The sequence below is a fragment of the Croceibacterium salegens genome, from assembly GCF_009827435.1.
Lineage (GTDB): Bacteria > Pseudomonadota > Alphaproteobacteria > Sphingomonadales > Sphingomonadaceae > Croceibacterium_B > Croceibacterium_B salegens.
This window is the reverse complement of sequence record NZ_WTYM01000032.1, coordinates 1-25,966: the sequence shown is the minus strand read 5'-3', so window position 1 is coordinate 25,966 and position 25,966 is coordinate 1. Positions and strand designations below refer to the sequence as shown.

General features: G+C 65.1%; 24 protein-coding genes. 12 read left to right on the top strand and 12 right to left on the bottom strand.

Features of this window, described 5'->3' with window-relative positions; all coding sequences use genetic code 11:
- Positions 1-79: 79 nt before the first annotated feature.
- Complete coding sequence (locus tag GRI89_RS05690; protein WP_159793101.1) at positions 80-838, bottom strand: nuclear transport factor 2 family protein; 759 nt, start codon at positions 836-838, stop codon at positions 80-82.
- Between the two features lie 81 nt (positions 839-919).
- A complete protein-coding gene (locus GRI89_RS05685; protein WP_159793099.1) occupies positions 920-2,323 on the bottom strand; it encodes an MFS transporter in 1,404 nt (467 codons plus the stop codon).
- A 135-nt stretch (positions 2,324-2,458) separates the two neighbouring features.
- Here GRI89_RS05685 and GRI89_RS05680 point away from each other — a divergent pair, with 135 nt between their 5' ends.
- The 7 genes from GRI89_RS05680 to msrB all read left to right on the top strand — a co-directional run bounded on the left by GRI89_RS05680 (position 2,459) and on the right by msrB (position 7,037).
- Positions 2,459-3,058 carry a nuclear transport factor 2 family protein gene (locus tag GRI89_RS05680; protein ID WP_159793097.1) on the top strand — a complete coding sequence of 200 codons (600 nt, stop codon included), beginning with the start codon at positions 2,459-2,461 and terminating at the stop codon, positions 3,056-3,058.
- Positions 3,055-3,549 carry a nuclear transport factor 2 family protein gene (locus GRI89_RS05675; protein WP_159793095.1) on the top strand — a complete coding sequence of 165 codons (495 nt, stop codon included), beginning with the start codon at positions 3,055-3,057 and terminating at the stop codon, positions 3,547-3,549. Before GRI89_RS05680 ends, GRI89_RS05675 begins: the two co-directional genes overlap by 4 nt.
- Positions 3,546-4,460, top strand: a complete 915-nt coding sequence (locus tag GRI89_RS05670; protein ID WP_159793093.1) for an SDR family NAD(P)-dependent oxidoreductase — start codon at positions 3,546-3,548, stop codon at positions 4,458-4,460. Before GRI89_RS05675 ends, GRI89_RS05670 begins: the two co-directional genes overlap by 4 nt.
- A gap of 101 nt (positions 4,461-4,561) precedes the next feature.
- Positions 4,562-5,302 carry a ParA family protein gene (locus tag GRI89_RS05665; RefSeq protein ID WP_159793091.1) on the top strand — a complete coding sequence of 247 codons (741 nt, stop codon included), beginning with the start codon at positions 4,562-4,564 and terminating at the stop codon, positions 5,300-5,302.
- A 57-nt stretch (positions 5,303-5,359) separates the two neighbouring features.
- Positions 5,360-5,719: a hypothetical protein gene (locus tag GRI89_RS05660; RefSeq protein WP_159793089.1), complete on the top strand. Its 360-nt coding sequence runs from the start codon at positions 5,360-5,362 to the stop codon at positions 5,717-5,719.
- Between the two features lie 70 nt (positions 5,720-5,789).
- Entirely contained in the window at positions 5,790-6,461 is a 672-nt protein-coding gene (locus GRI89_RS05655) for a glutathione S-transferase family protein (protein ID WP_159793087.1), read from the top strand.
- A 171-nt stretch (positions 6,462-6,632) separates the two neighbouring features.
- Positions 6,633-7,037: a peptide-methionine (R)-S-oxide reductase MsrB gene (gene msrB, locus GRI89_RS05650; RefSeq protein WP_159793085.1), complete on the top strand. Its 405-nt coding sequence runs from the start codon at positions 6,633-6,635 to the stop codon at positions 7,035-7,037.
- Positions 7,038-7,040: 3 nt separating this feature from the next.
- On the opposite strand, the gene GRI89_RS05645 is transcribed toward msrB, so the two are convergent.
- Positions 7,041-8,888, bottom strand: a complete 1,848-nt coding sequence (locus GRI89_RS05645; RefSeq protein WP_159793083.1) for a patatin-like phospholipase domain-containing protein — start codon at positions 8,886-8,888, stop codon at positions 7,041-7,043.
- Positions 8,889-9,093: 205 nt separating this feature from the next.
- Between GRI89_RS05645 and GRI89_RS05640 the strand changes: the two genes are divergently transcribed.
- Complete coding sequence (locus tag GRI89_RS05640) at positions 9,094-11,256, top strand: transglycosylase domain-containing protein (RefSeq protein ID WP_159793082.1); 2,163 nt, start codon at positions 9,094-9,096, stop codon at positions 11,254-11,256.
- A gap of 13 nt (positions 11,257-11,269) precedes the next feature.
- Here the strand turns inward: GRI89_RS05640 and GRI89_RS05635 are convergent, their stop codons facing one another.
- The 3 genes from GRI89_RS05635 to hflK form a co-directional block, all read right to left on the bottom strand.
- Entirely contained in the window at positions 11,270-12,796 is a 1,527-nt protein-coding gene (locus tag GRI89_RS05635) for a Do family serine endopeptidase (RefSeq protein ID WP_328598112.1), read from the bottom strand.
- Between the two features lie 117 nt (positions 12,797-12,913).
- Positions 12,914-13,768, bottom strand: coding sequence for a protease modulator HflC (hflC, locus tag GRI89_RS05630; RefSeq protein ID WP_159793080.1), 855 nt, complete (start codon positions 13,766-13,768; stop codon positions 12,914-12,916).
- Positions 13,768-14,868 (bottom strand): FtsH protease activity modulator HflK, encoded by a 1,101-nt coding sequence (hflK, locus tag GRI89_RS05625; protein ID WP_159793078.1) that lies wholly within the window; start codon positions 14,866-14,868, stop codon positions 13,768-13,770. The genes hflC and hflK overlap by 1 nt, the downstream gene beginning before the upstream one ends.
- Positions 14,869-15,003: 135 nt before the next feature.
- Between hflK and GRI89_RS05620 the strand changes: the two genes are divergently transcribed.
- Genes GRI89_RS05620 through hemH form a run of 3 tightly spaced genes read left to right on the top strand, consistent with a single transcriptional unit; the run spans position 15,004 to position 19,274 of the window.
- Positions 15,004-15,975, top strand: a complete 972-nt coding sequence (locus tag GRI89_RS05620; RefSeq protein WP_159793076.1) for an Mrp/NBP35 family ATP-binding protein — start codon at positions 15,004-15,006, stop codon at positions 15,973-15,975.
- Between the two features lie 3 nt (positions 15,976-15,978).
- Complete coding sequence (locus GRI89_RS05615) at positions 15,979-18,252, top strand: xanthine dehydrogenase family protein molybdopterin-binding subunit (protein ID WP_328598107.1); 2,274 nt, start codon at positions 15,979-15,981, stop codon at positions 18,250-18,252.
- Positions 18,249-19,274 carry a ferrochelatase gene (gene hemH, locus GRI89_RS05610; protein ID WP_159793074.1) on the top strand — a complete coding sequence of 342 codons (1,026 nt, stop codon included), beginning with the start codon at positions 18,249-18,251 and terminating at the stop codon, positions 19,272-19,274. Before GRI89_RS05615 ends, hemH begins: the two co-directional genes overlap by 4 nt.
- Positions 19,275-19,283: 9 nt before the next feature.
- Here the strand turns inward: hemH and GRI89_RS05605 are convergent, their stop codons facing one another.
- On the bottom strand, positions 19,284-19,442 hold the full coding sequence (locus tag GRI89_RS05605; RefSeq protein WP_159793072.1) for a DUF1674 domain-containing protein: 159 nt from the start codon (positions 19,440-19,442) through the stop codon (positions 19,284-19,286).
- Between the two features lie 55 nt (positions 19,443-19,497).
- Here GRI89_RS05605 and GRI89_RS05600 point away from each other — a divergent pair, with 55 nt between their 5' ends.
- Positions 19,498-20,736 (top strand): RsmB/NOP family class I SAM-dependent RNA methyltransferase, encoded by a 1,239-nt coding sequence (locus GRI89_RS05600; RefSeq protein WP_159793071.1) that lies wholly within the window; start codon positions 19,498-19,500, stop codon positions 20,734-20,736.
- Between the two features lie 1,342 nt (positions 20,737-22,078).
- Here the strand turns inward: GRI89_RS05600 and dhaK are convergent.
- From dhaK to GRI89_RS05575, 5 genes are all read right to left on the bottom strand, one after another.
- Complete coding sequence (gene dhaK, locus GRI89_RS05595; RefSeq protein WP_159793069.1) at positions 22,079-23,071, bottom strand: dihydroxyacetone kinase subunit DhaK; 993 nt, start codon at positions 23,069-23,071, stop codon at positions 22,079-22,081.
- Positions 23,072-23,099: 28 nt separating this feature from the next.
- Positions 23,100-23,774, bottom strand: a complete 675-nt coding sequence (dhaL, locus tag GRI89_RS05590; RefSeq protein WP_201290873.1) for a dihydroxyacetone kinase subunit DhaL — start codon at positions 23,772-23,774, stop codon at positions 23,100-23,102.
- A 14-nt stretch (positions 23,775-23,788) separates the two neighbouring features.
- Positions 23,789-24,532: an HAD-IA family hydrolase gene (locus GRI89_RS05585; RefSeq protein WP_159793067.1), complete on the bottom strand. Its 744-nt coding sequence runs from the start codon at positions 24,530-24,532 to the stop codon at positions 23,789-23,791.
- Positions 24,525-25,403, bottom strand: a complete 879-nt coding sequence (locus GRI89_RS05580) for a class II fructose-bisphosphate aldolase (RefSeq protein ID WP_159793065.1) — start codon at positions 25,401-25,403, stop codon at positions 24,525-24,527. Before GRI89_RS05580 ends, GRI89_RS05585 begins: the two co-directional genes overlap by 8 nt.
- 212 nt (positions 25,404-25,615) lie before the next feature.
- Positions 25,616-25,966 (bottom strand): DUF6152 family protein (locus GRI89_RS05575; RefSeq protein ID WP_159793063.1); only part of this gene is annotated, 351 nt, incomplete at its 5' end.

The window sequence follows — 25,966 nt, the reverse complement described above, 5'->3', positions numbered from 1 at the left end:
ATCCCAGCGGAAGCTGGGATCGCGCGCCTCTTGCGCTTCACTGGATAGAAACCAGTCCCAGCTTCCGCTGGGACGACGCTTACTCCGCCGCCTTCTTGGCAGCCCGTTCCGCGTCTCTCTTGGCGTCGCCTTCCCAGCGCTCCGCGACCATTTCCTCACCCGTGATCGGGTGCTTCATGTGGAAAGGCAGCAGCTTGTGGATCGGCCAGAGCCAGTGCTCGTCGATCAGTTCGTCGGGCCCGGCCGGGTCGGTCGGATAGGTCTCGCGGATGAAGGGGGTGAACTCGGGGTCGGTGTTGGCCCAGCCGTCCTCGAAATTGGCGTGCCAGTGCGGGAAGTAGTTGAGCACATGGATGCGCCACTTGCCGTCGTCGCCCTTCTTGTAGGTGTTCTCGTAGAGGCCGCCTTCCCACCATTGGCGCTTCTTGAGGTGCGGCGCGTCGCCTTCGAAATCCTTGTGCCGCCCGGCCTGCATCGTGCTGCGGCCGCGCAGCTTGGCGGTGCGCCCGTCGTCGCAGATGGTGACGATGGTCTGCAACTGCGGGTGGTCGAGCAGGAAGCCGTCGATCGGTCCATTGGTGTTGTGCGTGAAGCGCTTGCGGAAGCGGTCGACGTAGAGGCGGCGAACGCCTTCCTTGCCCTTCCACACGCCGCCGAAGAAGCGCACTTCGGCATCGTCGGTGAAGAGATCGACGACCTGGTCGTACATGCATTTGTCGATCAGGTAGCCGTATAGGTACTGCAGGTTGCGAACGTCGATCTCGTCCTCGCGCCTGGTCAGGCGTCGCTCGAGTTCGGCAACCTTGTTGGCAAGCGATTCCACGCTCGTTTCAGACATTCGACTCTCTCCAGATTTTGTATGTGTTGCTTACTTTTTCGGCGGTTCGCGGAGTCGAGTCAACGGGGCATCGGAGGACTTCTAGAGGCCCACTGCCTCAAGTCGTTCCACTTCCTCGCGATAGGGACGGATGCCGCGCCACATCAGGAAGGTGGCAAGGGGCAGGAAGGCGACGCCGGTAATCAGCAGCGCCTTCCACAGCTGCTGTTCGTCGCCGACGATGTAGGTGCTGACCGCGCCGATTACCCAGCTGCCGAGCGCGCCGAAGAAAGTGAACATGAACAGGTAAAAGGCGCTCACCTGCCCTCGCATGGCGTTGGGCGCGATGCGCTGGATGGCCGCGTTCTGCGCCGGCGCACCGGCGAGGCCGAAGAACGTACCCAGCGCCATCATGCCGATCGCCAGTTCGGCCGTTGGCATCAGCGGGGTGACGATCGTCACGGTTGTGGTGCACACGAAGATGATCGCCGTCGCGCGGATGTTTGCGTCCTTGTAGCGTTTGCCCATCCAGGTCACGAAAATGCCACCAACGGTGATCCCGGCCAGCATGGCGAACAGGAACAGCGTGCCGAGCAGCGCCCCGATCTCCGCCTCGTTCCAGCCATAGGTGCGGGCGATGAAGGGCACGCGCCAGGGGATCAGCCCCTGGCTTTCGATCGCCGACATGGCCAGCGCCCCGAACAGCGGCAGGAACACTGCCTTGCGGGCCCAGATTGCCTTGAGCGCATCCCATCCCATGAAGGCGGCGAACTTGCGGGCGAGCGGGGCGTCGGGTGCGGTCAGGGCGGAAGCCTCGGGCGGGCTGCGCCGCGGCGGTTCCTTGACCAGCATATAGAGCAGGCCGGCGACGAGGCCCGGCGCACCGATCATCAGCAGGACGAGCTGCCAGTTGAAGATCGGCAGGCCGAGGAACGATATCGTTTCGGGTAATGTCGACGTGTAGCCGATCATCTGGCCGCCGATGATCGCGCCGAGCGAGGTGCCGCCGATGAAGCCGAGCTGGAGCAGCGCGAAGACCAGCGGAATACGGAACGGGCGGAAGGAATCGACCAGCAGCGAATAGGATCCGGGACCGTTGGCCGAACTCGCCGCCCCGACGAACAGACGGGTGAAGACCAGCTGGCGAAAGCTTTGCGCCAGCCCGCCCAGCGCCATGATCGAACCGAGCACGGCGATGCTTGCGCCGAGAACGTACTTGCGCGGGAAGATGTCGACGAGACGCGCAAGGGGGATGCCGACGATAACGTAGGCGACGACCGTGACCGGACCCTGGAGCAGGCCGAGAGTAGAATCGGAAATGCCGAAGCTTTGCTTCATGCGCTCGGAAAGCATCCCGAACACGGTCTGGTCGAAAAACGTCACGAAGGTCGCAAAGACCACGACGAACAGTGCGAACCAGCCGCGGCTCTCGGACGGCCAGGGTTGGCCGGTGACGGTTTCGGACGTCGTGACAGACGGCTCGCCGGCGGTCGGAGCGATAGCCATTGCGTTCTCCCTGGTCCCCGTCCCTTGTTCGGGCGGTGAATTCTCTTGCAGCTTTTTGTAAGTGGCAACTACAAAACGGCGAAGCGAAAAATTGTCGCCAGTTGTGGCGTCGCGTTTCGCCGAGGGGAGAGAACGATGCCGAAGTCCAGCGCCCGACGGGTGCTTGCCGCCATTTCCGCCATGACCATAGCCGGAGCAATACCAATGACCACTGCCCATGCGCAGCAGACTTACGATGAAACATACGCGGTGGATCGCGCGGAAATCGAGGACCTGATGGCGCGCTATCTCTTCGCCATCGACTACTTCGACTGGGATTCCTACGTAGCCACGTTCGCCCCCGATGGCGAACTCGAATTCGCCAGCGGTTCGTACAAGGGCCGCGATACCATCCGCGAGGCGGTGACCAGCTTCAGCAGCCGGATCGGCCAGTTCTATCACACCGAGGACGGTAAGCCCGCGATCCTCCGCCACGTGGTCCTGCAAAGCTCGGTGCGGGTAGAAGGCGACCACGCCTGGGCGAGCACGATCTGGGTGGAGATGGCCAACCACGGCCCGGGTGACACCATGAAGATGGGCACCTACGGCCTCTACGAGGACGAGTTCACCAAGGCCTCCGGCCGCTGGCTGATCGCCAAGCGTCGCGTGCTCAACGAGTTCATTCCCAATCGCCATTCGGGTCCGGAGAACCCCGTCCGCGCGATGGACGAAGCGGCCGCGGCACTGGCAAGGTGAGCTACGCCTCTGACCGGGCGGAGATCGCGGATCTCATGGCGCGCTACCTACTTGCCATGGATTTCCACGATGCCGACGCCTACGCGGAATGTTTCGCCGAGGACGGCGAGCTCGACTGGGCGATGGGTGTGGCAAGCGGACGCGAGGCAATCCGTGCCGAGGCGCGGACCTTCGCTTCGAAGATCGGCGAAATCTTCAAGGACCATCAGGGCAATCCGGCCAAGCTGCGCCATGTGGTCAACCAGAAGGTGATCCGGGTCGAGGGCGACCTTGCCTGGAACACCGGCTTCTGGTGGGAAATGACCAACGGCGGGCCGGACGGCTCGATCGCCTTGCCGAGCTTCGGCATTTACGAAGATGAACTCGTCCGGGTCGATGGGCGCTGGCTCTTCAAGCGGCGCAAGATCTGCAACGAGTTCCTGCCGGGCCGGGAAAGCGGCTCGGTCAACCCCGTTATCGCGATGGATGCAGCAGCGGAGAAAGCGGCATGACCGACATTGCCGGGCGCACAGCGTTTGTCACCGGAGGTGCCAACGGTGTCGGCATCGGCATCGTGCGCAACCTGCTCGAAGCCGGGGCCAAGGTCGCCATTGCCGACATCCGCCAGGATGCGATCGACAAGGCGCTGGCCACGCTCGACAACCGTGAGGTCATGGGCGTCCAGCTGAACGTCATGGACCGCGCCGGATTCGCGGCGGCGGCAGACGAAGTGGAAGCGAAGTTCGGGCCGGTCAGCCTGCTGTTCAACAACGCCGGGATCAACCTCTTCCAGACCATAGAGGACAGTTCCTACGACGACTGGGACTGGGTGCTGGGCGTCAACCTCGGAGGCGTCATCAACGGCGTGCAGACCTTCGCCCCGCGCATGAAGGCCTGCGTCGAGGCGGGCGAGCAGGTGGGCGGCCACATCACCAACACGGCCTCGATGGCGAGTTTCATCGCCGGTGGCGCGCCCGGCATCTACAACACCGCCAAGTTCGCGGTGCGCGGCCTCAGCTATTCGCTGCGCCACTCGATGTACAAGTACGGCGTCGGCGTCTCGGTTGTTCACCCCGGCCTTGTGAAAAGCGTGATCTACGCCAGCGACGACGTCCGCCCCGACGAGCTCAAGGGCGCGATGAAGCCGGTCGATCCGGCCGCGGTCGAGCGACTCGCCGGGATCCACGAGTTCGGCATGGAACCCGATGTGATCGGGGCGCGAATCCTCGAAGGGGTCCGGGAAAATCGGACCAACATTTTCACCCACCCCGATCACAAGGACGAACTGCGGGTCCTTTTCGATGAGATCCTGGGTGATTATCGGGACTATCCGGCCGACACGGGGTACGGGCAGCGCGTGGCCTTCGAAAAGATAAGACACGATAATTTCAAGGAAACTCGCCGGAAAGCCCGCGAGATCTAATCGCCGCCGCCTGTTGCGGCGTGGGACACTGACCTTTCGGCCGATTGTTACCCGCCATACCTTGGTAGTCCTGACACCTGAGAAAGACGGTTAACGGGTCCTTGACGGTCATTGCTGTTTACAGCGTGAAGGGAGGCGTGGGGAAGACGACGCTCGCTGTCGACTTCGCCTGGCGCTGCGCGTCGGTTTCCGGCCATCGTACCCAGATCTGGGACCTTGATCCGCAAGGTGGCTCGGGATACCTGCTCGACAAGGAACCGCCCAGCCGAGCGCGGGCAATCAGCGTGTTCGGCAACGACGGCAAGCCGCGCAAGCTCATAACCGCGAGCCGCTATCCCAACCTTGACATGCTGCCCGGCGACATCAGCCTGTGCGAGATGCCGGTCCAGCTCGTTCGCATCGTTGCGCGCAAACGGATCAGCAAGATCTGCCGATCCCTCTCGTCGGACTATGACCGGATCATTCGCGATTGCCCGCCGATGATGAACGAGGTAAGCAACCAGATCATCCGCGCCGCCGATGTCATCGTCCTGCCGCTGCCGCCGTCGCCGCTCTCCGCCCGGGCCATGGCGCAAGTTCGGGCCGAACTGGCGCGGCACGACCGGCATCCCCCGGTCCTGCCGGTGCTTTCCATGTACGACACTCGCCGACGCCTGCACCGCGAAGCGCGTGAGGGCTTCGCACAGGGCTGGCCGGTCATCCCAGCGAGCACCTGGGGCGAACAGGCCGCCGCGCGCCGTGCGCCCGTGCCGACCTTCGCAAACTGGAGCGACACCTCGAAGGGCATGGAGCGGCTGTGGACGGCAGTCGAACGCAAGCTCGAGGAAATGGGCCAGTCCTGACAGACGTTCCCGCGGCGCGTTCACTTCGGGGCAATCGCGCTGCTATAGGCGCTCGCCATGCGAAAGATTCTCCTTGCCTCCGTCTTGCTCGTTGCCGCCTCCACCGGCGTCTCGGCGCAGGAAGCCCCGCAGCTCACGCCCGACCAGAAGGTGCTGGTGCGCTGCTCGGCAGCATTCTCGCTAGCGGCCAACTTGCAGGAACATGGCGACAAGTCGCTCGGCGAAATTCCTGAACTGCGGGCACGCGGGATGGAATATTTCGTGCGCGCCATGGCTTCGCTGATGGACAGCAATTCGCTCAGCCGCGCGCAGGTTTCGGCCCTGCTCAAGGAAGAAATCAAATCGCTCACAAAGGACGACGCACTGGCCAGGGCAATGCCCGGGTGCCTCGCGTCGCTCGAAGCATCGGGGCTCTGAACTCATAACCTAGGACATTGGTCCACAGCGCTATTTACGCGCCGCCCCGCATGCGGCATTGCGGCCCGCCATGTGGCAGGTCCATTGCTTCCCCCTTTGTCCGTTCAGCCGCAAGGTGCGCCTCGCGATGGCCGAAAAGGGCGTCGCGTTCGAGCTACGCCGCGCCAATCCCTGGGAAGGCAGCGACGCCTTCTTCGCGCTCAATCCGGCCGGCCGCACACCCGTTGTGCGCGACGAGGGCAAGGGCATCACGCTGATCGATAGCCAGGCGATCTGCGAATACTTTGAGGAGACCGAGGACAAGGCGCCGCTGATCCTCGGCACCGCCGCCGGAAGGGCCGAAATCCGCCGCCTCGTGGCGTTGTTCGACGAGCAGTTCTTCGGCGAGGTCACGCTGCCGCTGCTCAACGAGCGGATGAAGAAGCGGCTGGTCCTGCGTTCCTCGCCTGACAGTAAGACCCTGCGCGAGGCGATGCGTCTGGCGCACGAGCATCTCGACTACATAGACTGGCTGATCGACAACCGCCGCTGGATCGCCGGCGCGCAGCTCAGCCTCGCCGACTTTGCTGCCGCGGCGCAGATCTCGGTCGCCGACTACCTCGGCGGGATCGACTGGTCGGGACACGGCGAGGCGCGCGGCTGGTACCGGGTCATGAAGAGCCGCCCGAGCTTCCGCCCGCTGCTGACCGAAAAAATGGAAGGCCTGCCGCCGCCCCCGGGCTATAACGATCCGAACTCTTGAATTCCTCCCCGGAACGGGGAGGGGGACCACGACGTGGTGGAGGGGCGCCATCGGATGATCGCCACATCGGCTCATTCTTTGCCGAACGTGCCCCTCCAGCATCCTGCGGATGGTCTCCCTCCCCTTGCAAGGGAGGAATTGAACCCGATATCTCCAGCAAAGGAGGATCCCATGCCCGATGAGAAAATCCACCTGTCCGATGCGGAGTGGCGCGAGCGGCTGACGCCGGAGCAATATGCCATCCTGCGCCAGGGTGTGACCGAACGCGCCTTCACCGGAGAGTACGAGCAGAACAAAGAGGCCGGCGAATATCGCTGCGCCGGGTGCGGGCAGCCGCTGTTCGAGAGCTACGACAAGTTCGATTCCGGCTCGGGCTGGCCGAGCTTCGTCAAGCCTGCCGACAGCAATGCAGTCGAGGAACACCGCGATATGTCGCACGGCATGATCCGGACCGAAGTGGTCTGCGCCACGTGCCAGGGCCATCTTGGCCACGTCTTCCCCGACGGGCCGAGCGACCGAGGCGGCATGCGTTACTGCATCAACAGCGCCGCGCTCGATTTCGAGCCCGAGGATTAGCGCTCAGTATTTCGGGCCGATGCCCATCTTGCCGCGCTTCTTGGGGAAGGTCTCGTCGCGCCGTTCGAGCTTGATCGGGTAGCGCTCGGACAGTCCGCGATAGGCTCCGACGAGTCCGTTAACGGTTTCAAGGATATTCTCGCGCTCTGCCGGGTCGATGACGCCGTAGCTCTTGACCTTGGCGCGATAGGTGTCGAACCAGTCATGGTAGGCCGGCGTCCAGACCTGGTCGAGCTTGGTCAGCATCCGGTCGAGGTGATCGTAGAGCACCACCAGACGGTGCCAGCGGTGCTCGTCGAAGTCGAACCCGCCGCTTTCGCTGCCCTTGCAGAACTCCTGCCCGGCCTCGAGCCCGAAATCCATCAGCGTGCGCGAGCGATTGGGATCCATGTCCAGGTTGAGCCCGCCTTCTTCAGACGTCAGGTAGACGCGCACGACACGTTCGCGCTGCCCGGTCAGCTCGGACATCAACTGGTCCTGCCAGTCTTTGGCCGAATCGACCAGCTGCCAACCGAATTCCTTGACCGAGGATAGCTCCTTGATCATCACGCCGGCGGTTTCCGTCGCGTCCCCAGGGAACGCCACACGCTTGCGCACCTTGTCGCCTCTTACCGGCAGTTCCTCGAGGCTGATGGCGAATGTCGGGCGGGTCGGTAGCGGCGAATCGAACAGGTGGATCGGGAAATTGCTGCTCAACCCGCCGTCGGAAAAGGTAACCCGCTTCAGCGCATCCACGCCCGCCCCGGACGCGCGTTCGGCTCCCAGCTTCGCGAGTGTCTCGGGCAGCTCGGTGTCTTCCATGAGCAGGTCAACCGCGGAGAACAACAGGGGGAAGCTGAGGCTCATCCGTACGCCGACAAGGACCGGGAGTTCTCCCACCTCGGGATAGGTGCCAGGTGCAGCGTCGGGAGAGGGCTTCGCGCCGGGCATCAAGCGCACGTTGCTGGCGTGTCCGGGCCATGGGGTCGTCTTCGCCTTGAGGTGCTCGATGATCGGCGGCGGGAACAGTTCTTTCCAGCGATTCAGGTCGAACCCTGCCCTGACGCCGAGGTCGGGCAGGGTGTGCGGGCGACGCATCGACAGGTTGGTCGTCACCATCATCAATTCGATCGGGACGGCATCGGGTGTCGGCAGCGTCGTCAGGTCGCGGAAGGTCAGCGGCGGCTTGCCCGCAGCCGTGTCGCCGTAGGCAATGTATTGCAGTGCGTCGTGGAGCCATTCGGTCAGCGCGGGCGGTCCACCCTCGCTGTTGGACAGGCCCGAACAGATGCCGAAGCCGTTGTCGGGTAACTGCTTCCACGCCTTGTGGATCGGGCGCACGTAGTTGCCGTAGACTGCCACGCCGAACGCGAGGATGGCAGCTAACAACCCTGCGAGTAGGCCGATCACCCAGTTTCGGCTCCATGCCCAGCCGAGGATGCCGATCAGCACCCCGACAAGCGCCCCTGCGGTCAGGAGGCGCGGTAGGATCGTCGCGATGCCGCCACTCTTGTACGCGGCGTAGAGCCGCTTGACGGTCGGGTTGAGCTCGCGATCTGGCTGGAACAGCGACAAGAGGATGCGCGGGAGTTCCTCGCACCGCTCTTGCAAGCGCTTGAATCCCCCCAGGTCGCCGTTGCGGCGGGCGAATTCGGCGCCAGCGGCGAAAGCCGCGGCGATCGCCCCGGCCGAGGTGCCGCCAAGTCCACGCAAGCGGTACTGCTTGGCAATCTCGAGCACGGTGTAGGGGTAGACGATACCCGAGGTGACGCCGCCCTTCATGATCATGTCGCAATCGCCCAGAGGATGGGCGAAATCCTCCGTCCGATAGCGCAGCGACGGCTGTTCGGGCGATGTGGTTGCGGTACTCATGGTGTCCCCTCGATCTGCACTGTCCCCGGCGGGATTGCTTGCCGAACGGCTCGTGGAAGGCAATTGGCGGCGATTGGCATACGAAAAGGCGGGATAGCGCTGCTCCGCACCGTTAACGCGGTGTTCGGTTTAGCTTATGCATGGCGGCGGGACCAAGTCGGGACTAATCGGGACCGATTTCAAACGGCGAAGCTGACGGGTACGGATGGCGATCAGGCGGGGCGAGCGCTCCAGAAAACGGAAACGGCAGGAAACTAGCCGCCGCGCGGAAAGGGAAAAGACGCAGTCGGGCTGGCGCCTGTGGCTGCGGCGCGGAATAGTGTGGGGTGGCGCGCTGGCGTTGCTCGGCGTGATCGCGCTCGGCAGCGCGGTACTCTTCGCCGCGCGTTCGATGCCGAATTACTCGTCGCTGATGAGCAGCCAGAACGGGCAGAACGTCGTCGTGCGGGCCCGCGACGGGACGGAAATCGTCGTGCTCGGTCCGAGCTACGGCAAGTGGTTGACATCGGAAGAGATTCCGCAGTCGATGAAGGATGCGATGGTCGCGGTGGAGGACCGCCGGTTCTATTCGCACTTCGGCGTCGACCCGATCGGGCTGATGCGCGCGGTCTATGTCTGGGGGACGGGCGACCGGCGGCTCGGCGCCACCTCGACGCTTACCCAGCAGCTGGCCCGCAACGTCTTCCTCAATTCGAACCGCACGATCGACCGCAAGTTTCGCGAAGCCGTGTTGGCGATGGCGCTCGAAGCCAAGTTCTCGAAGGAACAGATTCTCGAGCTCTACCTCAACAAGGTCTATTTCGGCGGCGGAGCCTATGGCATCGATTCCGCCTCGCGGAAGTTCTTCAGTCACCCCGCGACCGAGCTCAGCGTCCCCGAGGCGGCGATCATCGCCGGCCTGGTCAAGGCGCCGAGCCGCTATTCGCCGACGGCCGACGTAGATGCCGCGGTTGGGCGGGCCAACGTCGTGCTGCAGCTGATGCGCGAACAGGGGATGATCTCGCATTCCGAAGCTTCGGTCGATCTCGACACCGTCAAGATCAAGGGCGAAGGCGGGCAGAACTCCGTCCGCTATTTCACCGACTGGGCGTTGCCCCAGCTCGACCTCCTGCTGCCCTACGACAGCTACGAGCCGATCGAGGTGTGGACGACGATCGACCTCGGCATGCAGCGTGCGGCCACGGCGGCGATCAAGGCCAATGTTCCTTCGGGTGCGCAAGGCGCCATGGTCAGCCTAGACCGTGACGGCGCGATCCTCGCGATGGTCGGCGGAACCGACTACGTCGCGACGAACTACAACCGCGCCACCGAGTCGGTGCGCCAGCCCGGTTCGGCATGGAAGCTGTTCGTCTACCTTGCTGCCCTTGAAGCCGGTTACACGCCGGATTCCACGGTGCATGACGAGGAGACCACGATCAACGGTTGGACACCGCGCAGCAGCAACTACGCTGGCGCAATCGACGTCCGCGCGGCCTTCGCCTATTCCAAGAACACGGTTGCGGCGCAGCTCGGCAACGAGGTCGGGTTCGGCACGGTCGCCTCGATGGCCCGGCGCTTCGGGATTACCACGCCAATCTCGACCTACCCCTCGATGGTTCTCGGCACGTCCGAAACCCGGGTGATCGACATGACCCGTGCCTTCGCCGAAGTCTCCGCCGGCGGCCGGTCGGTCGAACCCTACGGCATTGTCAAGGTCGCCACCACCGATGGCCGCGTTCTCTACCAGCACGCGCAGGCGCGCAGCAACCAACTGGTGCCCGACTACGTTGCCGCGGGCATCACCGATCTGTTGCAGACCGCGGTCAACACCGGCACCGGCCGCGCGGCGCAGATCGGCCGTCCCGTCGCGGGCAAGACTGGCACAACCAATTCTAACAAGGACGGGTGGTTCCTCGGTTTTTCAAGCGGCATTACCACCGGTGTCTGGATGGGCCGCGACGACGCCAAGCCGGTGAGCGGATTGCAGGGCGGCACCGCGCCGGCACGCGCCTTCGCCGCATACATGCGCTATGCCGTGCGCGACCGTCCGGTCGAGGAATTCGATACCGACGTGCAGTTGCCCGAATGGCAGCTCGAGCCCGACGACGAGTATCTCTACGGCGATCCGCAGGACTACTACTTCATCGACGAGAACGGAAACCTGGTCGAACCCAGCCGGGCCGGTGACGACCGCGACGCACTGACACTGCCGGATGATCGCACCGCTACGCCGGTGCCGCGCCAGCAGCCGGCTCCGGCACGCCCGCAGCCGGCCGTTCCGTCACCGACTCCCCAAGCCGCCAGCGACGATTTCCTGGAACGGGCGACGGGTGGCGACCTGCCGCAGGACCGGCCGACGCCGCGCCGGAACGCGACGCCGGGTCAGTAGCGCCCAGCCGCGCTCAGTTGTCGTTGCGCAAGCGGATCGGCGCCGAGATGGTCGGGCCGCCGCGCGGCTGCAGGCGCAGCAGGATGGCCTCGCGGCCTTCCGACTTGACCGCGCTGACCGCGGCTTCGAGGTCCTTCGGCGAGGCGATGTCACGGTAGTTGGCCTGGTAGATCACCGTCCCGCGCTGAAGGCCCTTCTGGGCCGCATCGGAATTGGGATCGACCGCCGTCACGACAACGCCCGAGGTTCCTTCGGTCAGGCCGAGCTGGCGCGAGATTTGCGGGGTCAGGGCAAGCGCCTGAATGCCCAGCGCGCGCTCGACGAGGCCGCTGCCGGCCGGGGCGAGGCTATCCTGCTGGTCGTTGTTGTTGCTCGGGTCGAACCGCTGGCTGGCGAGCTGCTCGGCGCTGGGCCGGCGGCCGACGACCAGCTGGACCGTCTCGCGCTTTCCGTTGCGGATGAATTCGAGCGGCACGCGGGTGCCCGGCGGAATATTGGCGACGATGAACGACAGCGTCTGGTCCGGCGTGATGTCCTTGCCGTTGACCTTGAGCACGACGTCGCCGGCCTGAAGGCCTGCCTTGTCCGCCGGCTCGCCCTTCTCGACGCGCTGGATGAACTCGCCGCGATTGGCCGGAATGCCGAGCGCATCGGCGAAGTCTTCCGATACCGGGTTGATCTGCACCCCGAGGTAGCCGCGCAGGATTTCCTCGCCGCTGATCAGCTTCTGCACGATCGGTTCGGCGGTGTCGGCGGGAATCGCGAAACCGATACCGACGCTGCCGCCCGAGGGGCTGAAGATCGCGTTGTTGATGCCGATGACGTTGCCCTGCATGTCGAACAGCGGGCCGCCCGAGTTGCCCCGGTTGATGCTGGCGTCGGTCTGGATGAAGCGATCGTAGGCGCCGCCGCCGGTGGCGCGATAGACCGCCGAAACGATGCCGCTCGTCACCGTCCCGCCGAGGCCGAACGGGTTGCCGATGGCGATTACCCAGTCACCGACGCGGGCGTGCTTGGAATCGCCAAAATGCACGAACGGGAAGTCGTTCTTGCCGGAGATCTTGAGCACCGCGAGGTCGGAATCGGCGTCGGAACCGACCAGCGTGGCCGGGTATTCGGTGCCGTCGGCGGTCGTGACGGAGATTTCCTCGACCTTGCCCTGTCCGTCGGCGGTGATGACGTGATTGTTGGTGACGACGTATCCGTCGGCCGAGACGATGAAGCCGGAGCCGAGCGACTGTGCCTCGCGCGTCGCCGGAGTGCCGCCGCCCTGGTTGCCGAACAGGTCGGCGAACGGGGTGCCCTGGAACGGATTCTGGCTGACCTGGACTCGCTGCTTGGTGGCGATGTTGACCACCGCGGGTTGCAGCTGCGCCGTCAGGTCGGCGAAGCTCGTGGGCGCGCCCTGCTTGGGCACGATCCGGTCCATCGCCCGATCGTCGTTCTGCGCCACCTGGGCGCCGGCAGGAAAGCCAGTGATGAGAGTTGCTGCCGCTCCACCGAGAAGCAGGGCCGAGGTGATTCCGTATGAGTAGCGCACGGGCTTCACGTCCTTCGTAATCCTCTTGTTCCGGGGTGCATCGCACCCCAACAATCTACAACTGTCCCCGAAGTCTTTCACGCCTGTTTGGCTGAACCTCGGTTTAATGTCCCACCGCTAGCGACCGCGAAACTGCCGCAGGTATTCGTTGTCGTTGCTCATGATGATCTGGCTCGATCCACTGCCGTCACCCGATTGCTTGGCGAAGGTCAGGTCGTAGCTCTGCATGGCGCGGTAGAAATCGTAGAACCCCGGATCCTTGTTATAGGCATCGGCATAGATCTTGGCGGCCTCGGCGTCGGCGTCGGCGCGGATGATCTGGGCGTTCTTCTGGCCTTGCGCGCGAATTGTCGCCGCTTCCTGCTGCCGCGCGGTCTTCATCCGGGCGAAGGCGGACTGCAGCGGAGTGCCGTCGGGCAGGTCGGCGCGCTTGATCCGCACGTCGATGACCTGGGCGCCGTATTCGCGTGCCTGGGTGTCGAGCTTGTTGCGAATGTTGAGCATGGTCGTGCCGCGTTCGGCAGTGAGCAGCGAGGCGAAGCTGCGGCGGCCGAGTTCCTGGCGGACCACCGACGAGAGGATCGGAGCCAACTGGGCCTCGAAGTTCTCGGTAGTGCCGACGGTTTCGACCAGCTTGACCGGATCGATCACGCGGTATCGGGCATAGGCATCGACATTGAGGCGCAGCTGGTCGGTCGAGAGCACCTGCTGGGTGTCCATGTCGACCGTCAGCACGCGCTTGTCGATGTACTGCACGGTATCGACCATCGGAATGCGGTACCAGATGCCTGCGCCGGTCTGCCCATAGGGCTGGTTCGGCTTGAACTTGTTGACCACCGTGATCGGCTCACCGGTGCGGACGATCACTGCCTGCTTCGTTTCCGGAACGACGATCATCGTCGAAAGCGCCGCGACGACCAGCACCACGATCGCGACGATGCTCATCTTGTGGTTATGCCAGAAGGTTTCCATCACTGGCCTCCCGGCGTGTTCGAGGGTGCCGTCTGGGCCCGTCGGTTCAGCTCGTTGAGTGGCAGGTAGGCCTGCACGCCCGGCGCCTCGATCACGGTCTTGTCGGTGTTACGCAGCACGCGCTCCATTGTGTCGTAATACATGCGGCGGCGGGTCACTTCCGGGGCCAGCTTGTATTGTTCGTAGACCTTGTTGAAGGCCGTCGCGTCGCCCTGCGCGCGGGCCAGGACCTGCTGGGCCACCGCCTCGGCCTGGTTGACGTAGCTCTCCGCTTCCTGCTGCGCGGCGGAAACATCCTTGAACGCCTCTTCCACTTCGGTCGGCGGGTCGGTCTTGCGGATTTCGACGCCCTGGATGGCGACGCCCGAGCGATAGGCGTCGAGGACCTGCTGCATTCGGTTGCGCACCTGCAGTTCGATGTCGGCGCGCCCGGCGCCCGACAGCACCCGGTTGAGCGGTTCCTCGGCCACCGAGGCGCGCATCGCGGCCTCGCCGACTTCCTTCACCGTGCTTTCGGGATCGAGCAGCTGGAATTCGAACTGCTTCAGGTCCTTGATATTCCAGCGCACGAGGTAGCTCAGGTCGACGAGGTTCTGGTCGCCGGTGAGCATCAGGCGTTGCGCGGCGCCTTCGGGGATCTGTTCGATGCGGATCTGCGACACCGGCTGAACGTCGACGTGCTGGAACGGCCAGGGCAGCGTGAAATTGAGGCCCGGCTGCAGCGTGCGCGAGTACTTGCCGAAGGTGGTGACGATGCCCTGCTCCTTCGGCTGGATCTGGTGCATCATCGAAAATGCCAGCCAGGCGAGCGCAATCGCGCCGATCGCCACCGGGAACCACGATCCACCGCCGGGACGCTGCGGCAGGCGGAAGTTCGAACCGCCCCCGCCGCCACGGCGCGGACCTTCGGGCCCGCGATGCTTGAAGATGTCCTCGATGTTCGCCGAACGGCGCGGCCGGTCGCTGCCGCCACCGGGCAGCCACGGATTGCGCGGTCCGCGCGGCTTGTCTTCGCTCCGCGGCTCGTTGCCGTCGTTGCCTTCAGGTTCGCCGTCGCCTCCGCCAGCCGGATTTCCCCAAGGGCTCTTCTTGCCCGCCATTGCCAGCGCGATCCTCTCTAACCACCCACTCGAGTGTTCCATGACAACCCTTATAGGTGGCCGATGCCGGAAAAACAGGGGCCGCGGCCAAGTTTTCGCTGCACGTAACCGGACCTTGCGCTAGCACGCGCGCCAATGATCGAAGAAACTACGATACGTGAAGCCTTGCCGCCAACTGCGGCGGGCCGGGTCAGGCAGGTGCTGGCGCGGGGCGGAGCGGCGACGCTCGTGGTCGATGCCTCCGGCATGGCGAAGGCCGACGCCGAGGCGCTTGAACAGGATATCAGACAGCACCTGGGCGCTGTGGAGGGCATTTCCGAGGTTCGCGTCGCGCTGATGGCCGACAAGCCGACGCGGCGGATCATCGCCGTGGGATCGGGCAAGGGCGGTGTGGGCAAGTCGACGCTGACCGCCAACCTCGCGGTTGCATTGGCGGCAACGGGCCGCAAGGTCGGTGTGGTCGATGCCGACGTTTACGGACCGAGCCAGGTCATGCTGCTCGACGCCGCCGAGCAGAAGCCGCGGGCCAACGAGAACACGCTCATCCCGGTCGAGACCGATTTCGGTATCCGCTTCCTGTCGATGGGCCAGCTGATCCAGCCGGGCAAGGCGATCGCCTGGCGCGGGGCGATGGTCGGAAAGGCGCTGGGCCAGCTGATGAGCGCCGACTGGGGCGAAACCGAGGTGCTGCTGGTCGACATGCCGCCGGGCACCGGTGACGTGCAGCTGACGATGATCCAGCAGCATCGGCCCGCCGGAGCGATCATCGTTACCACGCCGCAGGACCTTGCCCTGATCGACGCCACCCGGGCCATCGACCTGTTCAACCAGGTCGGCGTGCCCGTGGTCGGGCTGGTCGAGAACATGGCCGGCTATGTCTGCCCGCACTGCGGGGAGAGCTCCGACCCGTTCGGGCAGGGCGGGGCGGAAGCGGCCGCCCGCGCGCTCGACGTGCCGTTCCTCGGCCGCGTGCCGCTGGCGATGGAAATTCGCGTGGCCAGCGACACCGGCCAGCCACCCGCAGCCAATCCCGGTCCGCTGAGCAAGCCCTTCGCCGTCATCGCCTCGCGTCTAGCCGCATGGCTGGACCGGGAAGGGAGCCGCTAACCGGTGCGGGTCTCGCGCCGCGGGTTGATCGCCGGCGCGGCCGTCGGCGGCGGCCTGCTTGTCGCGTGGTCTCTATTCCCGCGCCGCTACGGTGCGCAGTTGCCGACCGGGCCGGGCGAACAGGCCTTCGGGGCCTGGCTGACCATCGGCGAGGACGGAGTCATCACCGTCGCGGTTCCGCAGCTCGAGATGGGGCAGGGGGTCACCACTCTGCTGCCGCAAGTCGTGGCGATGGAACTCGGGGCCGACTGGCGTCAGGTCGCCGCGGTTCCGGCACCGGTCAGCGGGGCCTATGCCAACCTGCCGCTGGCGGCGAAGTGGTCGCCGTTGTGGCGCCCGGAAATTGCCGCGCTGGCCGACGAGCCGGACGACCTCCTGCTGCGCCGCTGGGCCGAAGACGAAAGCTTCACCCTCACAGCCGACGGTACCACTCTCGCGGCCTACGAAATGCCATGCCGCGAGGCCGCCGCTAGCGCGCGGGCGATGCTGTGCATGGCCGCCGCCGACCGCTGGGACGTCGACTGGGAGGAATGCGACACGTCCGCCGGGCTCGTGACCCACCAGGACAAGCGCGCGACCTTCGGCGAACTCGCGGCGGAGGCGGCGGAATACGATCCGCCCTCGCGCCCGCCGCTGCGCACCGACGACATGTCCGAAACGAGCGCGCGTTTCCTCGACAGCGAAGACCTGCAGACCGACTATCCGCGGCTCGACCTGCCGTCCAAGGTCGACGGCAGCCACCAGTTCGCGGGCGACGTGCGCCTGCCCGACATGGCCTACGCTGCAATCCGCCACGGTCCGCTGAGCCGCGCCGAGTTGTCGAGTTTCGACAAGCGCGCGGCAGCGGGCACGCCCGGGCTGCTCAACGTCGTCAAGGGCAAGCGCTGGATCGCCGCCGTCGCCGAGACCTGGTGGGCCGCCGAGCAGGCGCTGGGCGCGCTCGCCCCGCGCTTCCAGGTCGCCAACCCGCTCGAGAGTGATCGCATCGCCGGTGCGCTCGACGATGGTGTTCGCAACGGCAAGCCGCAGCGGGTGGCCGAGCGCGGCGAGGGAGACGGCGAGATGACCAAGCCGTCGCTGGCGCTGCGCTACGACGTCCTCCCTGCGGCGCACGGTGCAATCGAGACCGCCAGCTGCACCGCGCGCCTCGCGGACGGGCGGCTCGAATTGTGGCTCGCCTCTCAAGCCCCCGAAGCCGCGCGCAAGGCCGCGGCAAAGGCGCTCGGCATGTCGAGCCACGACGTCGTGCTCTATCCGATGCCGGCGGGCGGCAGCTTTGACAGCCGGCTCGAACACGACCACGCCATCGAGGCCGCACTGATCGCCCGCGAGGCGGGGCGGCCGGTCCAGCTCGTCTGGTCGCGCTGGCAGGAACACCTGATGGAGCGCCCACGACCGCCAGTCTCCGCCGTGCTCAGCGCCCGGCTCGGCGAGAGCGGCTACATCGACACCTTCCGCGCCCGGCTCGCGGTTCCACCCGCCGCGCAGGAATTCGGACGCCGCCTGTTCGACAACCGAACTACGTGGGCCGCCATCGACGACGTCGAGGACGAGACCGACCCGATGGTGCTCGAAGGGCTCATGCCGGCCTATTCGATCCCCAACGTCGCGATCGACCAGGTGCCGGTCAGGATCGGCCTGCCAAGCGGCCGCCTGCGCGGCAACGCCCACGGCTACACCGCCTTCATGGTCGAAAGCTTCGTCGACGAGGTAGCGCATCGTCACGAGCAGGAGCCGCTCGCCTTCCGCATGTCGATGCTCGGCGGCAGTCCGCGCCTCGCGCAGTGCCTGCAGGCCGCGGCTCAGCTCGGCGGCTGGGGCGGCGGCGAGGGCGGCAGCGGGCAGGGCATCGCCTGCCACCGCATGGGCGATGCCGAGAGCGGGGGGCACATCGCGCTGGTCGCAACCGCCGGGGCCGGCGAAGGCGGGGTTCGCGTCAGCAAGCTCTTTGCCGCGGTCGATATCGGCCGCGTCGTCAACCGCGACATCGCCCTGCAACAGATCGAGGGCGGGCTCATCTACGGCCTCGGCCTCGCACTCAGTTCGGCGGCCGAGTACGAGCGCGGGCTTCCCGTCAACGGGCGTCTCGCGGCTCTCCAGTTACCGACCCTGGAAGATTGCCCGGAAATCACCATTCAACTGATCGACAGCGAAGCGCCGCCCTTCGATCCGGGCGAAATCGGCGTGCCGCCGGTCGCCCCGGCCGTGGCCAACGCGCTGTTTTCGGCAACCGGGCTTCGCCTGCGGCACCTGCCGCTGCTATCGGGCAGTCTATGACCTGGCAGAGCCAAGATCCTCCCCCCGATCATGCTGCAGTGAAGAGCGGCGCCGTGGGCGTCTTGCTGGTCAACCTCGGCACCCCCGATGGGCCCGATGCGAAGTCGGTCAAACGCTACCTGCTCGAATTCCTTTCCGACCGCCGCGTGGTCGAGATTCCGGCACTGGCGTGGCAACCGATACTGCGCGGTATCATATTGAATACACGGCCAAAGAAGTCGGCCCATGCCTATTCGCAGGTCTGGACCGAGGAAGGATCCCCACTTGCAGCAATCACAGCCCGGCAGGCCGTCATGCTGCAGGAACGGCTGGGCGATGCGGCGGTGGTGCGCCACGCCATGCGCTACGGCAAGCCGGCCATCGGCGACGAGCTGCAGGCGTTGATGGACGAGGGTTGCGAGCGCATCCTGCTCGCGCCGCTCTACCCGCAATACAGCGGCGCGACGACGGCGACGGTTGTGGACAAGGCCGGGGACAAGTTGCGGGAAATGCGTTGGCAACCCGCGCTGCGCACGCTCCCCGCCTACCACGACGATCCGGTGCACATTGCTGCGCTTGCGCGCGATCTCGGCGCGCAGCTCAATGCGCTGGATTTTGCGCCCGAGGTCCTGCTGCTGAGCTTCCACGGCATGCCCGAACGCACGCTGCACCTCGGCGATCCCTACCATTGCCAGTGCCGCAAGACCGCGCGCCTCCTCGAAGCCGCGATGGACCGGCCCGGCCTGCGCTTCGTCACCACCTTCCAGAGCCGCTTCGGCCGCGCCAAGTGGCTCGAACCGGCGACCGACGCCGTGCTCGAGGAGGAGGCGCGCAAGGGCACCCAGCGCCTCGCCGTCGCTGCCCCGGGCTTTTCCGCCGACTGCCTCGAAACGCTCGAAGAACTGGCTATCCGCGGCCGCGAACAGTTCCTCGCGGCTGGCGGCACGTATTATGCCGCGCTGGCATGCCTCAATGACGGGGAGGTCGGCATGGACATGCTCGAAGCGCTCGTCCGTCGCGAACTGGCGGGGTGGATCGGCTGACGCGCGGCGTCAGAAGTCGATCGCGATGCCCTTCTTGACCCAGTCGCCGTAGCGCGTCGGGCTCAGGTCTTCGTGGTCCGATCCGGCTTTCGGCTCGGGCGGCGGTTCGCTGGTCCAGTGGGCCGGCTTGGCGAACTTCCCCGGCCGCTTTGTGGCACGCTTGGTCATGTCGGAAAGATGGCCGCTATGGCGCGGCGATGCAATCGCGGATAGGGCCGCGCGCATGCCCCAGACCGCAGGACTTCCCGCTCGCCGCGCCGCGCTCAAGTTGCTCGATGCCGTGCTGCGCCGGGGCGAGACGCTCGACCAGGCGGCAGGCGCGGCGACGCAGGGCCTGCGCGACCACGCCGACCGGGCGCTGGCCCGCGCCATCGCCAGCGAAGTGCTGCGCTGGCTGGTCGATCTCGACGCCCTGATCGATTCCGCCACGAAGCAGCGCCTGCCCGACGATGCCAAGCCGCGCATGGTGCTGCGCATGATGCTGGCGCAGTGGCTACGGCTCGACACCCCGCCGCACGCGGTGGTGGCGACCGGGCTCGAACTGCTCGCCGGCGGACCGCGGCGGCTGGCGCACGGGGTGTTCTCGACGCTCAATCGCAAGGGCGTGACGCTACCCGACGTCCCGACCCTGCCGCCCGAAGTGGCCGAGCGCTGGGGCGAGCGGGCCCCGGCCATCGCCGCCGGTCTCGCTTACCCGCCGCAGCTCGACCTGACCACGCGCGACCCGGCCGAAGCTGCGGCACTGGCGCTGGAGATGGGCGGCTTCTCGCTCGCGCCGGGCCACGTCCGCCTGCCGCGCGGGACGTCGGTGGAGAAGCTGCCGGGGTTCAAGGAAGGCAAGTGGTGGGCGCAGGACCTTGCCGCCTCGATCCCTGCGCGCCTGCTCGGGCCGGGTGAAGGGCGCCACGCGCTCGACCTCTGCGCCGCGCCAGGCGGCAAGACCCTGCAGCTCGCCGCGGCGGGCTGGAAGGTGACTTCGCTCGACATGAGCGCGCGGCGGCTCGACCTGCTCAAGGACAACCTCAAGCGCACCGGTCTCAAGGCCTCGCCGGTCCGCGCCGATGTGCTGGAGTGGGAACCGAAGCACCGCTTCGACGCCATCCTGCTTGACGCGCCGTGCACCGCCACCGGCACTTGCCGCCGCCACCCCGACGTCTTTCACCGCATTCGCGAGCGGCACATCGAGGAAATGGCCGAACTGCAAGCCGCCCTGCTCGCCCGCGCCGCCACCTGGCTCGCCTCGGGCGGGCGGCTGGTTTACGCCGTCTGTTCGCTGGAAAGCGCCGAGGGCGAGGCGCAGGCCGACGGCGTTTCGCTGACGCCGGACCCGGTCCGTGCGGAGGAACTGCCCGCCGGATTGCAGCCGACACCCGAGGGTTGGGTGATGACCGACCCGGGCATGCTCGCCGACGAGGGAGGCCTTGACGGTTTCTTCATCGCGCGGTGGTTAGCGATCGACTAACCGTCGTCGATTATTCATTTAAAGCACTCTAGAACAGGAGCTTAGGCAATGCAGGGACTTGCCGAAGGCTATCGTACGCTTTGTAACTGAAACGACGGAATTCTTGGTAAACGATGTAGGTGTCATTGCTTAGGTGCTTTCGAATCAAGGTGCTCACGAACGACGTGCTTGCGTAATAAATGATCGCTGCAGGAGGTGATTTTGACTCCACTAGAAGCAAATTTGGCATATATGTTACAGGTCGCGAAGATATCGCCCATTGCGTATCGATTTGCTTCAAGTTGGACATCCGACCATCGTATTGCGACCATGAATTCCGTGCTGTGAATTCAGTGCTATATACTTCAGCTGCCTGCAACTGCTGGCCTTTCCTCGGTTTTCTGTCGCGGGTGTTGTGGACTTCTTTGCTGCTACAAGCGAAGATTCGTAACGTAAGGTGCTGCTCAATCGCGAGCGTCAGATGCAGATAGATTTGTGCCTCGTATGCAAAACTCTACTGGTGGCCGGAGACTCTCCAGTCATACCAGTCATAGCAGAGGAAATCGAACCATAGGCGGCCGTGGCAGGGAATGCAGAAGCATGTCCCGCAGGTGACATCGTCCTCGCCAGGGATGCAGTTCATGTCATGGCACCGACGAGCAGTCGTTTTGGCCACACTCGAGTTGCCGGCAGAAAGGAGCTGACGTGTAGTCTTGCGGTGGATCCACCTAGCTGGACAGCATTGATCCAAGACGGCGCCCCCTTGGCTGCGATAATCTTGAAACAAATCTATCGTCGTTTAATAGAGCAGGCTAATCCTTCATTCCTTACAATTTACGTTGTTCCAATCAAATCTGATCCGGGCACCGAGCTGGGTGCAACCCATCACTAAAGCGCATTCCGGCATGGAGGGCAGATGGTAGCCTACTCGAATCTCCTGAAGAATGCACTTCTCTCAGCTCGGCTTACACTGAACAGGATCGGAGATCCGATCGAATTGCCCTCTACAATCGATTACTCCCGGCTCAACATAATGCTGATCGTTTGATGTCATGCGCACGATTCGATCGGCGAGGCGCCATTAATTGATGAGCTTGGCTAGGCACTGCTATTTACAATAGATTTCGAACTGGCGCATATGATCGCCGTTCCTCTCCCCTCCAAAGGCCTCATGGGGTGGCGCGAGGATAATCTTTTCGAGAGAACCGCGCACGTTTCCATAGGCGCCGTTCTAGCTTGCGGATTGCCTGCCTCTGAATTTTGTGGACAGCAATGTTTTTGGTTCTCGATAAGTAGGCGCAACGAAGATAGGGCCCGCCAGCTTGCCGGCTGGCGGGCCCTTTTCGTTGCCAAGCCTTGCGGCTCAGAAGATGCGGCAGGCTGTCGTCGCCGGAGCGGCCAGCAGCTTTTCCAGCTCATCGTCGAGCTTGAGCAGGGTCAGCGAGCAGCCTGCCATTTCGATCGCGGTGCAGTATTCGCCGACATAGTTGCGGGCGATGGTCAGGCCACGATCGGCGCAGAGCTGCGCGGCCTTGTTGTACAGCACGTAGAGCTCGGCGGGCGGGGTGCCGCCGAGGCCGTTGATCATCAGCGCCACGCGGTCGCCCGAGTTGTAGGGCAGGTCGTTGGCGACGGCATCGAACAGCATCTCGACGATCTCGTCAGCCGGCTTGATCTTGGCCCGCTCGCGGCCCGGTTCGCCATGGATGCCGACGCCGACTTCCATCTCGTCGTCGCCGATGTCGAAGATCGGCGTACCCTTGGCCGGCGGGATGCAGCTGGTCAGCGCCAGGCCCATCGTGCGCACGTTCGAGTTGACCTTGTCGGCAATGGCATAGACCGCATCGAGGTCGGCACCGGCTTCCGCGGCAGCCCCGCAGGCCTTCAAAACGAAGAAGTTGCCGGCCACGCCGCGGCGGCCGACGGTGTAGAGGCTGTCCTGCACCGCGACGTCATCGTTGATCCAGAACTGCTTGAGTGTGACGCCGTCGGCTTCGGCCATTTCGCAGGCCATGTCCCACGCCATGCGGTCACCCTGGTAGTTGTTGACCAGCACCAGCACGCCGGCATCGGTCGCGACTGACTTGATCGTCTCGTAGCAGGCGTCGACCGGCGGGGCGGCGAAGACCGGACCCTGGCAGGCGGCGGTCAGCATGCCCGGGCCGACGGCCATGACGTGCGCCGGCTCGTGGCCCGAACCCGAACCCTGGACGATGGCCACCTTGCTGGCATCGACGTTCTTGCGCTTGATCAGCTGGAATTCCGGGATCGCTTCCAGCAGGTCCGGATTGGCGGCGACAACGCCGGCCATGAACTCGGGTACGAACTGTTCGGGGTCGTTGACGAACTTCTTCATCGGTCTTTCCTCTCCGTCGAATTTGAAATCAGGCGATGGCTTTCTTGACTTCCTCGGCCGTCGGTGCGCTCTCCACGCCGAACGCCTTGCACCAGTCCTGCAGGATGGTGGCGATGGCGACGATGCCGGGGTCGGGGGTGTTGGTGCTGCGCTCGCCTACCTGGCTGGCGCGGCCGCGGCCGGCGCGCAGCGAGCGGGTCTCGTCGACCGCTGCGTCGGCGGCGGCGGCGGCGTCCTTGAGCGCGGAGGCGGTGTCACCGGCAGCGGAGTGTGCGGCCATGGCTTCCTGCACCGGGAACAGCGCATCGAGCAGCGTCTTGTCGCCACGCTTGGCGCCGCCGCGGGCCATGATCCCGTCGATGGCGCTCTGCAGCAGCTCGGCCGCTTCGGCGAGCGTGATCTCGGTCTTGCCGCGCGTCGGCATTGCGGCCTTCATGAAGCCGGTGCCCCAGATCGGACCCGAGCTGCCGCCAACGTGCTTAGAGCAGATCATCGAAATCTTGAGCAGCATCGTACCGATCGAGCTCTTGTCGATCTCGTCCCATTCGCGGTTCATGGCCTTGAAGCCCGAGGCCAGCGAAGTGCCGAAGTCGCCGTCGCCGGCGAGGCCGTCGAGGTCGGAAAAATAGTGTTCGTTGCGCAGGACCGTCTCGGCGGTGGTCTGCAGCGCCTTCTCGATCATCGCCTGGGTAATATCGGACATTCCCACTCTCTCCCTCAGGCCGCGTGGGCCGCGGCCAGCTCGTCCAGGTCGGCGAGCGTCACGTTGATATTCGGTTCGTCGCCCAGTTCGGGGACGATGCGGTCGGCTTCGGACAGGTCCTCGTCGACGGTGTAGGTGCTGGTGGTGACGAGGCACGGGAAGCCCGCGCCCTTGGCGGCGAGCAGGCCGTTGCGGCTGTCCTCGATCACCACGCAGCGTTCGGGCGGCAGGCCGAGCGACTGCTTGGCCAGCTCGTAGATTTCCGGGGCGGGTTTCTTCTTCGAGACGACGTCCCCGGCATGGACGAACTCGAATTTCGCCTTCCGCGCCGGGCCGAACAGGTCGAGCACGGCATCGATGAATTTCGGGTTCGAAGTGGTGCAAACGCCCAGCCGAACACCTGCATCAATCGCTTCATCGACAAGCCGCAACACGCCCGGGCGAACCGGCAGGCTCGAAACGAGCTTCGAGGTTATGCGGGTCTTTTCCTTGTGCAAGGCGGCGATCAGCTCGTCCCTGCCGCCGTATTCGGCGACCTTGTCATTGGGCCAGCCAAACTCGTCGAAATAGACCTTCATGCGTTCCTTGCCGCCCGCGGTGAGCAGCAGATTCGCATAGAGTTGGACGCTCCATTCGGCGTCGATGCCGAATTCGCCGAAGGCCTTGTTGAAGCCGACCCGGTGCGCATCGCGCTCGGTATCGACGAGCACGCCGTCGCAGTCGAAGATCAGTGCCTCGATCATCCGCGCCTCAGCCATGCTGCGCCATGAAAGCGGGAGCACGGTCCTTGCCGCCGAACTTCTCGATGAAGCCGCCGAACAGGTCCTTGCAGGCCTTGTACTGCGCATCGATCACGCGGAGCGGCTCGTAGTCGCCGGGCTTGTCCTTGGTGTACTGGACGAAACTGTCGACAAAGACGTGCTTGAGGTTGGTCGAGATGTTCACCTTGGCGCTACCGCGGGCGATCGCCTTGGCAAAGGTATCGTCCGAGAGGCCGGTGCCGCCATGTAGCGCCATCGGCGTGCGGGTCGCCTTGTTGATCGCCTCGATGCGGTCGAAATCGACCTTGGGCTCGCCCTTGTAGAAGCCGTGCGCGGTGCCGACGGCACAGGCGAAGGCGGAAAGGTCGAGCGCATCGCAGAACACCCTGGCGTCTTCGGGGTCGGTCAGGACCGAGTCCTCCTCGGCGACGTGCATGTCGTCTTCGACGCCCATGATCTGGCCGAGTTCGGCTTCCATGCCGACGCCGTACTTCTCGGCGATGTCGCGCACGCGCTTGGAGACTTCGAGGTTCTCATCGAAGGGCATGCTCGATGCGTCGATCATGATCGAGGTCCAGCCTTCGCGGGCGCAGGCCTCGATCATCGCGAGGTCCTTGCAGTGATCGAGGTGGAGCACGACCGGCACGGCGGAATCGTCGGCGACGGTGCGCACCCACGAGACGATCTCGCGATGGCTCCAGTACTGGATGGTCTTGGCGCTGGTCTGGCAGATCACCGGGGCGTTGAGTTCCTCGGCCGCCGCGACCATGGCCTTCGTCGTACCGTAATCGACCAGGTTGAACGCCGCGACAGCATAGCCGTTGTCCATCGCGTGGCGCAGCAGCGGCTTCATATTCACCAGTGGCATGGTGCCATAACTCCCTGTCCTCACCCCCGCTGGCGAAGGCGATTCGCTTCGAGGCAGCCTAGCCGAGCAGGCCGCCCGAGTCTTGTCCATCGGACCCGGCGCTGCGGCACTTCGCAGGCCGGGCGGGCAACAAAAATGCCGCAGCCGCAGGCGGCCACGGCACTCCTGCATCCGCCCGCTGCGCAGCCTGCGCGGCGGGCGGATAATCCGGCTTAGTTGCCTTCGGCGCGCTTGGCGGCGGCGGCGACCGCTTCGGTCGTCGGGTTGCCGAGCGAGAGCTCGCGGCCGTCGGGGAAGCTGATTTCCGCGGCGCTGGCGCGGGTATCGCCGTCGCGGGCCTGGAAGGCCTGGACGATGATCTTGGTGCCGGCCGGCAGCGAGTTCCTGTTCCAGCCGCGACGCAGCAGAGCCGACGGGGCACCGCCCTCAACGCGCCAGACCTGGCCGTTGGGAAGCTTGATGTGGATCCACGAGTGGGGGTTGACCCACTCGAACTTCACGACCGAGCCTTCCAGCTTGATCGGCTTGTTACGGTCGAATTCAGCGGCGAACGAGTGGTGGGC

Excerpts from the sequence above, each read along its gene's own strand:
- GRI89_RS05660 (WP_159793089.1), top strand. The coding sequence starts at position 5,360 with ATGCGAAAGATTCTCCTTGCCTCCGTCTTGCTCGTTGCCGCCTCCACC.
- msrB (WP_159793085.1), top strand. The coding sequence starts at position 6,633 with ATGCCCGATGAGAAAATCCACCTGTCCGATGCGGAGTGGCGCGAGCGG.
- GRI89_RS05690 (WP_159793101.1), bottom strand. The coding sequence starts at position 838 with ATGTCTGAAACGAGCGTGGAATCGCTTGCCAACAAGGTTGCCGAACTC.
- GRI89_RS05605 (WP_159793072.1), bottom strand. The coding sequence starts at position 19,442 with ATGACCAAGCGTGCCACAAAGCGGCCGGGGAAGTTCGCCAAGCCGGCC.
- GRI89_RS05680 (WP_159793097.1), top strand. The coding sequence starts at position 2,459 with ATGCCGAAGTCCAGCGCCCGACGGGTGCTTGCCGCCATTTCCGCCATG.
- hflC (WP_159793080.1), bottom strand. The coding sequence starts at position 13,768 with ATGGAAACCTTCTGGCATAACCACAAGATGAGCATCGTCGCGATCGTG.
- dhaK (WP_159793069.1), bottom strand. The coding sequence starts at position 23,071 with ATGAAGAAGTTCGTCAACGACCCCGAACAGTTCGTACCCGAGTTCATG.
- hflK (WP_159793078.1), bottom strand. The coding sequence starts at position 14,868 with ATGGCGGGCAAGAAGAGCCCTTGGGGAAATCCGGCTGGCGGAGGCGAC.
- dhaL (WP_201290873.1), bottom strand. The coding sequence starts at position 23,774 with ATGTCCGATATTACCCAGGCGATGATCGAGAAGGCGCTGCAGACCACC.
- GRI89_RS05655 (WP_159793087.1), top strand. The coding sequence starts at position 5,790 with ATGTGGCAGGTCCATTGCTTCCCCCTTTGTCCGTTCAGCCGCAAGGTG.
- GRI89_RS05640 (WP_159793082.1), top strand. The coding sequence starts at position 9,094 with ATGGCGATCAGGCGGGGCGAGCGCTCCAGAAAACGGAAACGGCAGGAA.
- GRI89_RS05585 (WP_159793067.1), bottom strand. The coding sequence starts at position 24,532 with ATGGCTGAGGCGCGGATGATCGAGGCACTGATCTTCGACTGCGACGGC.
- GRI89_RS05670 (WP_159793093.1), top strand. The coding sequence starts at position 3,546 with ATGACCGACATTGCCGGGCGCACAGCGTTTGTCACCGGAGGTGCCAAC.
- GRI89_RS05685 (WP_159793099.1), bottom strand. The coding sequence starts at position 2,323 with ATGGCTATCGCTCCGACCGCCGGCGAGCCGTCTGTCACGACGTCCGAA.
- GRI89_RS05645 (WP_159793083.1), bottom strand. The coding sequence starts at position 8,888 with ATGAGTACCGCAACCACATCGCCCGAACAGCCGTCGCTGCGCTATCGG.
- GRI89_RS05580 (WP_159793065.1), bottom strand. The coding sequence starts at position 25,403 with ATGCCACTGGTGAATATGAAGCCGCTGCTGCGCCACGCGATGGACAAC.
- hemH (WP_159793074.1), top strand. The coding sequence starts at position 18,249 with ATGACCTGGCAGAGCCAAGATCCTCCCCCCGATCATGCTGCAGTGAAG.
- GRI89_RS05620 (WP_159793076.1), top strand. The coding sequence starts at position 15,004 with ATGATCGAAGAAACTACGATACGTGAAGCCTTGCCGCCAACTGCGGCG.
- GRI89_RS05600 (WP_159793071.1), top strand. The coding sequence starts at position 19,498 with ATGCCCCAGACCGCAGGACTTCCCGCTCGCCGCGCCGCGCTCAAGTTG.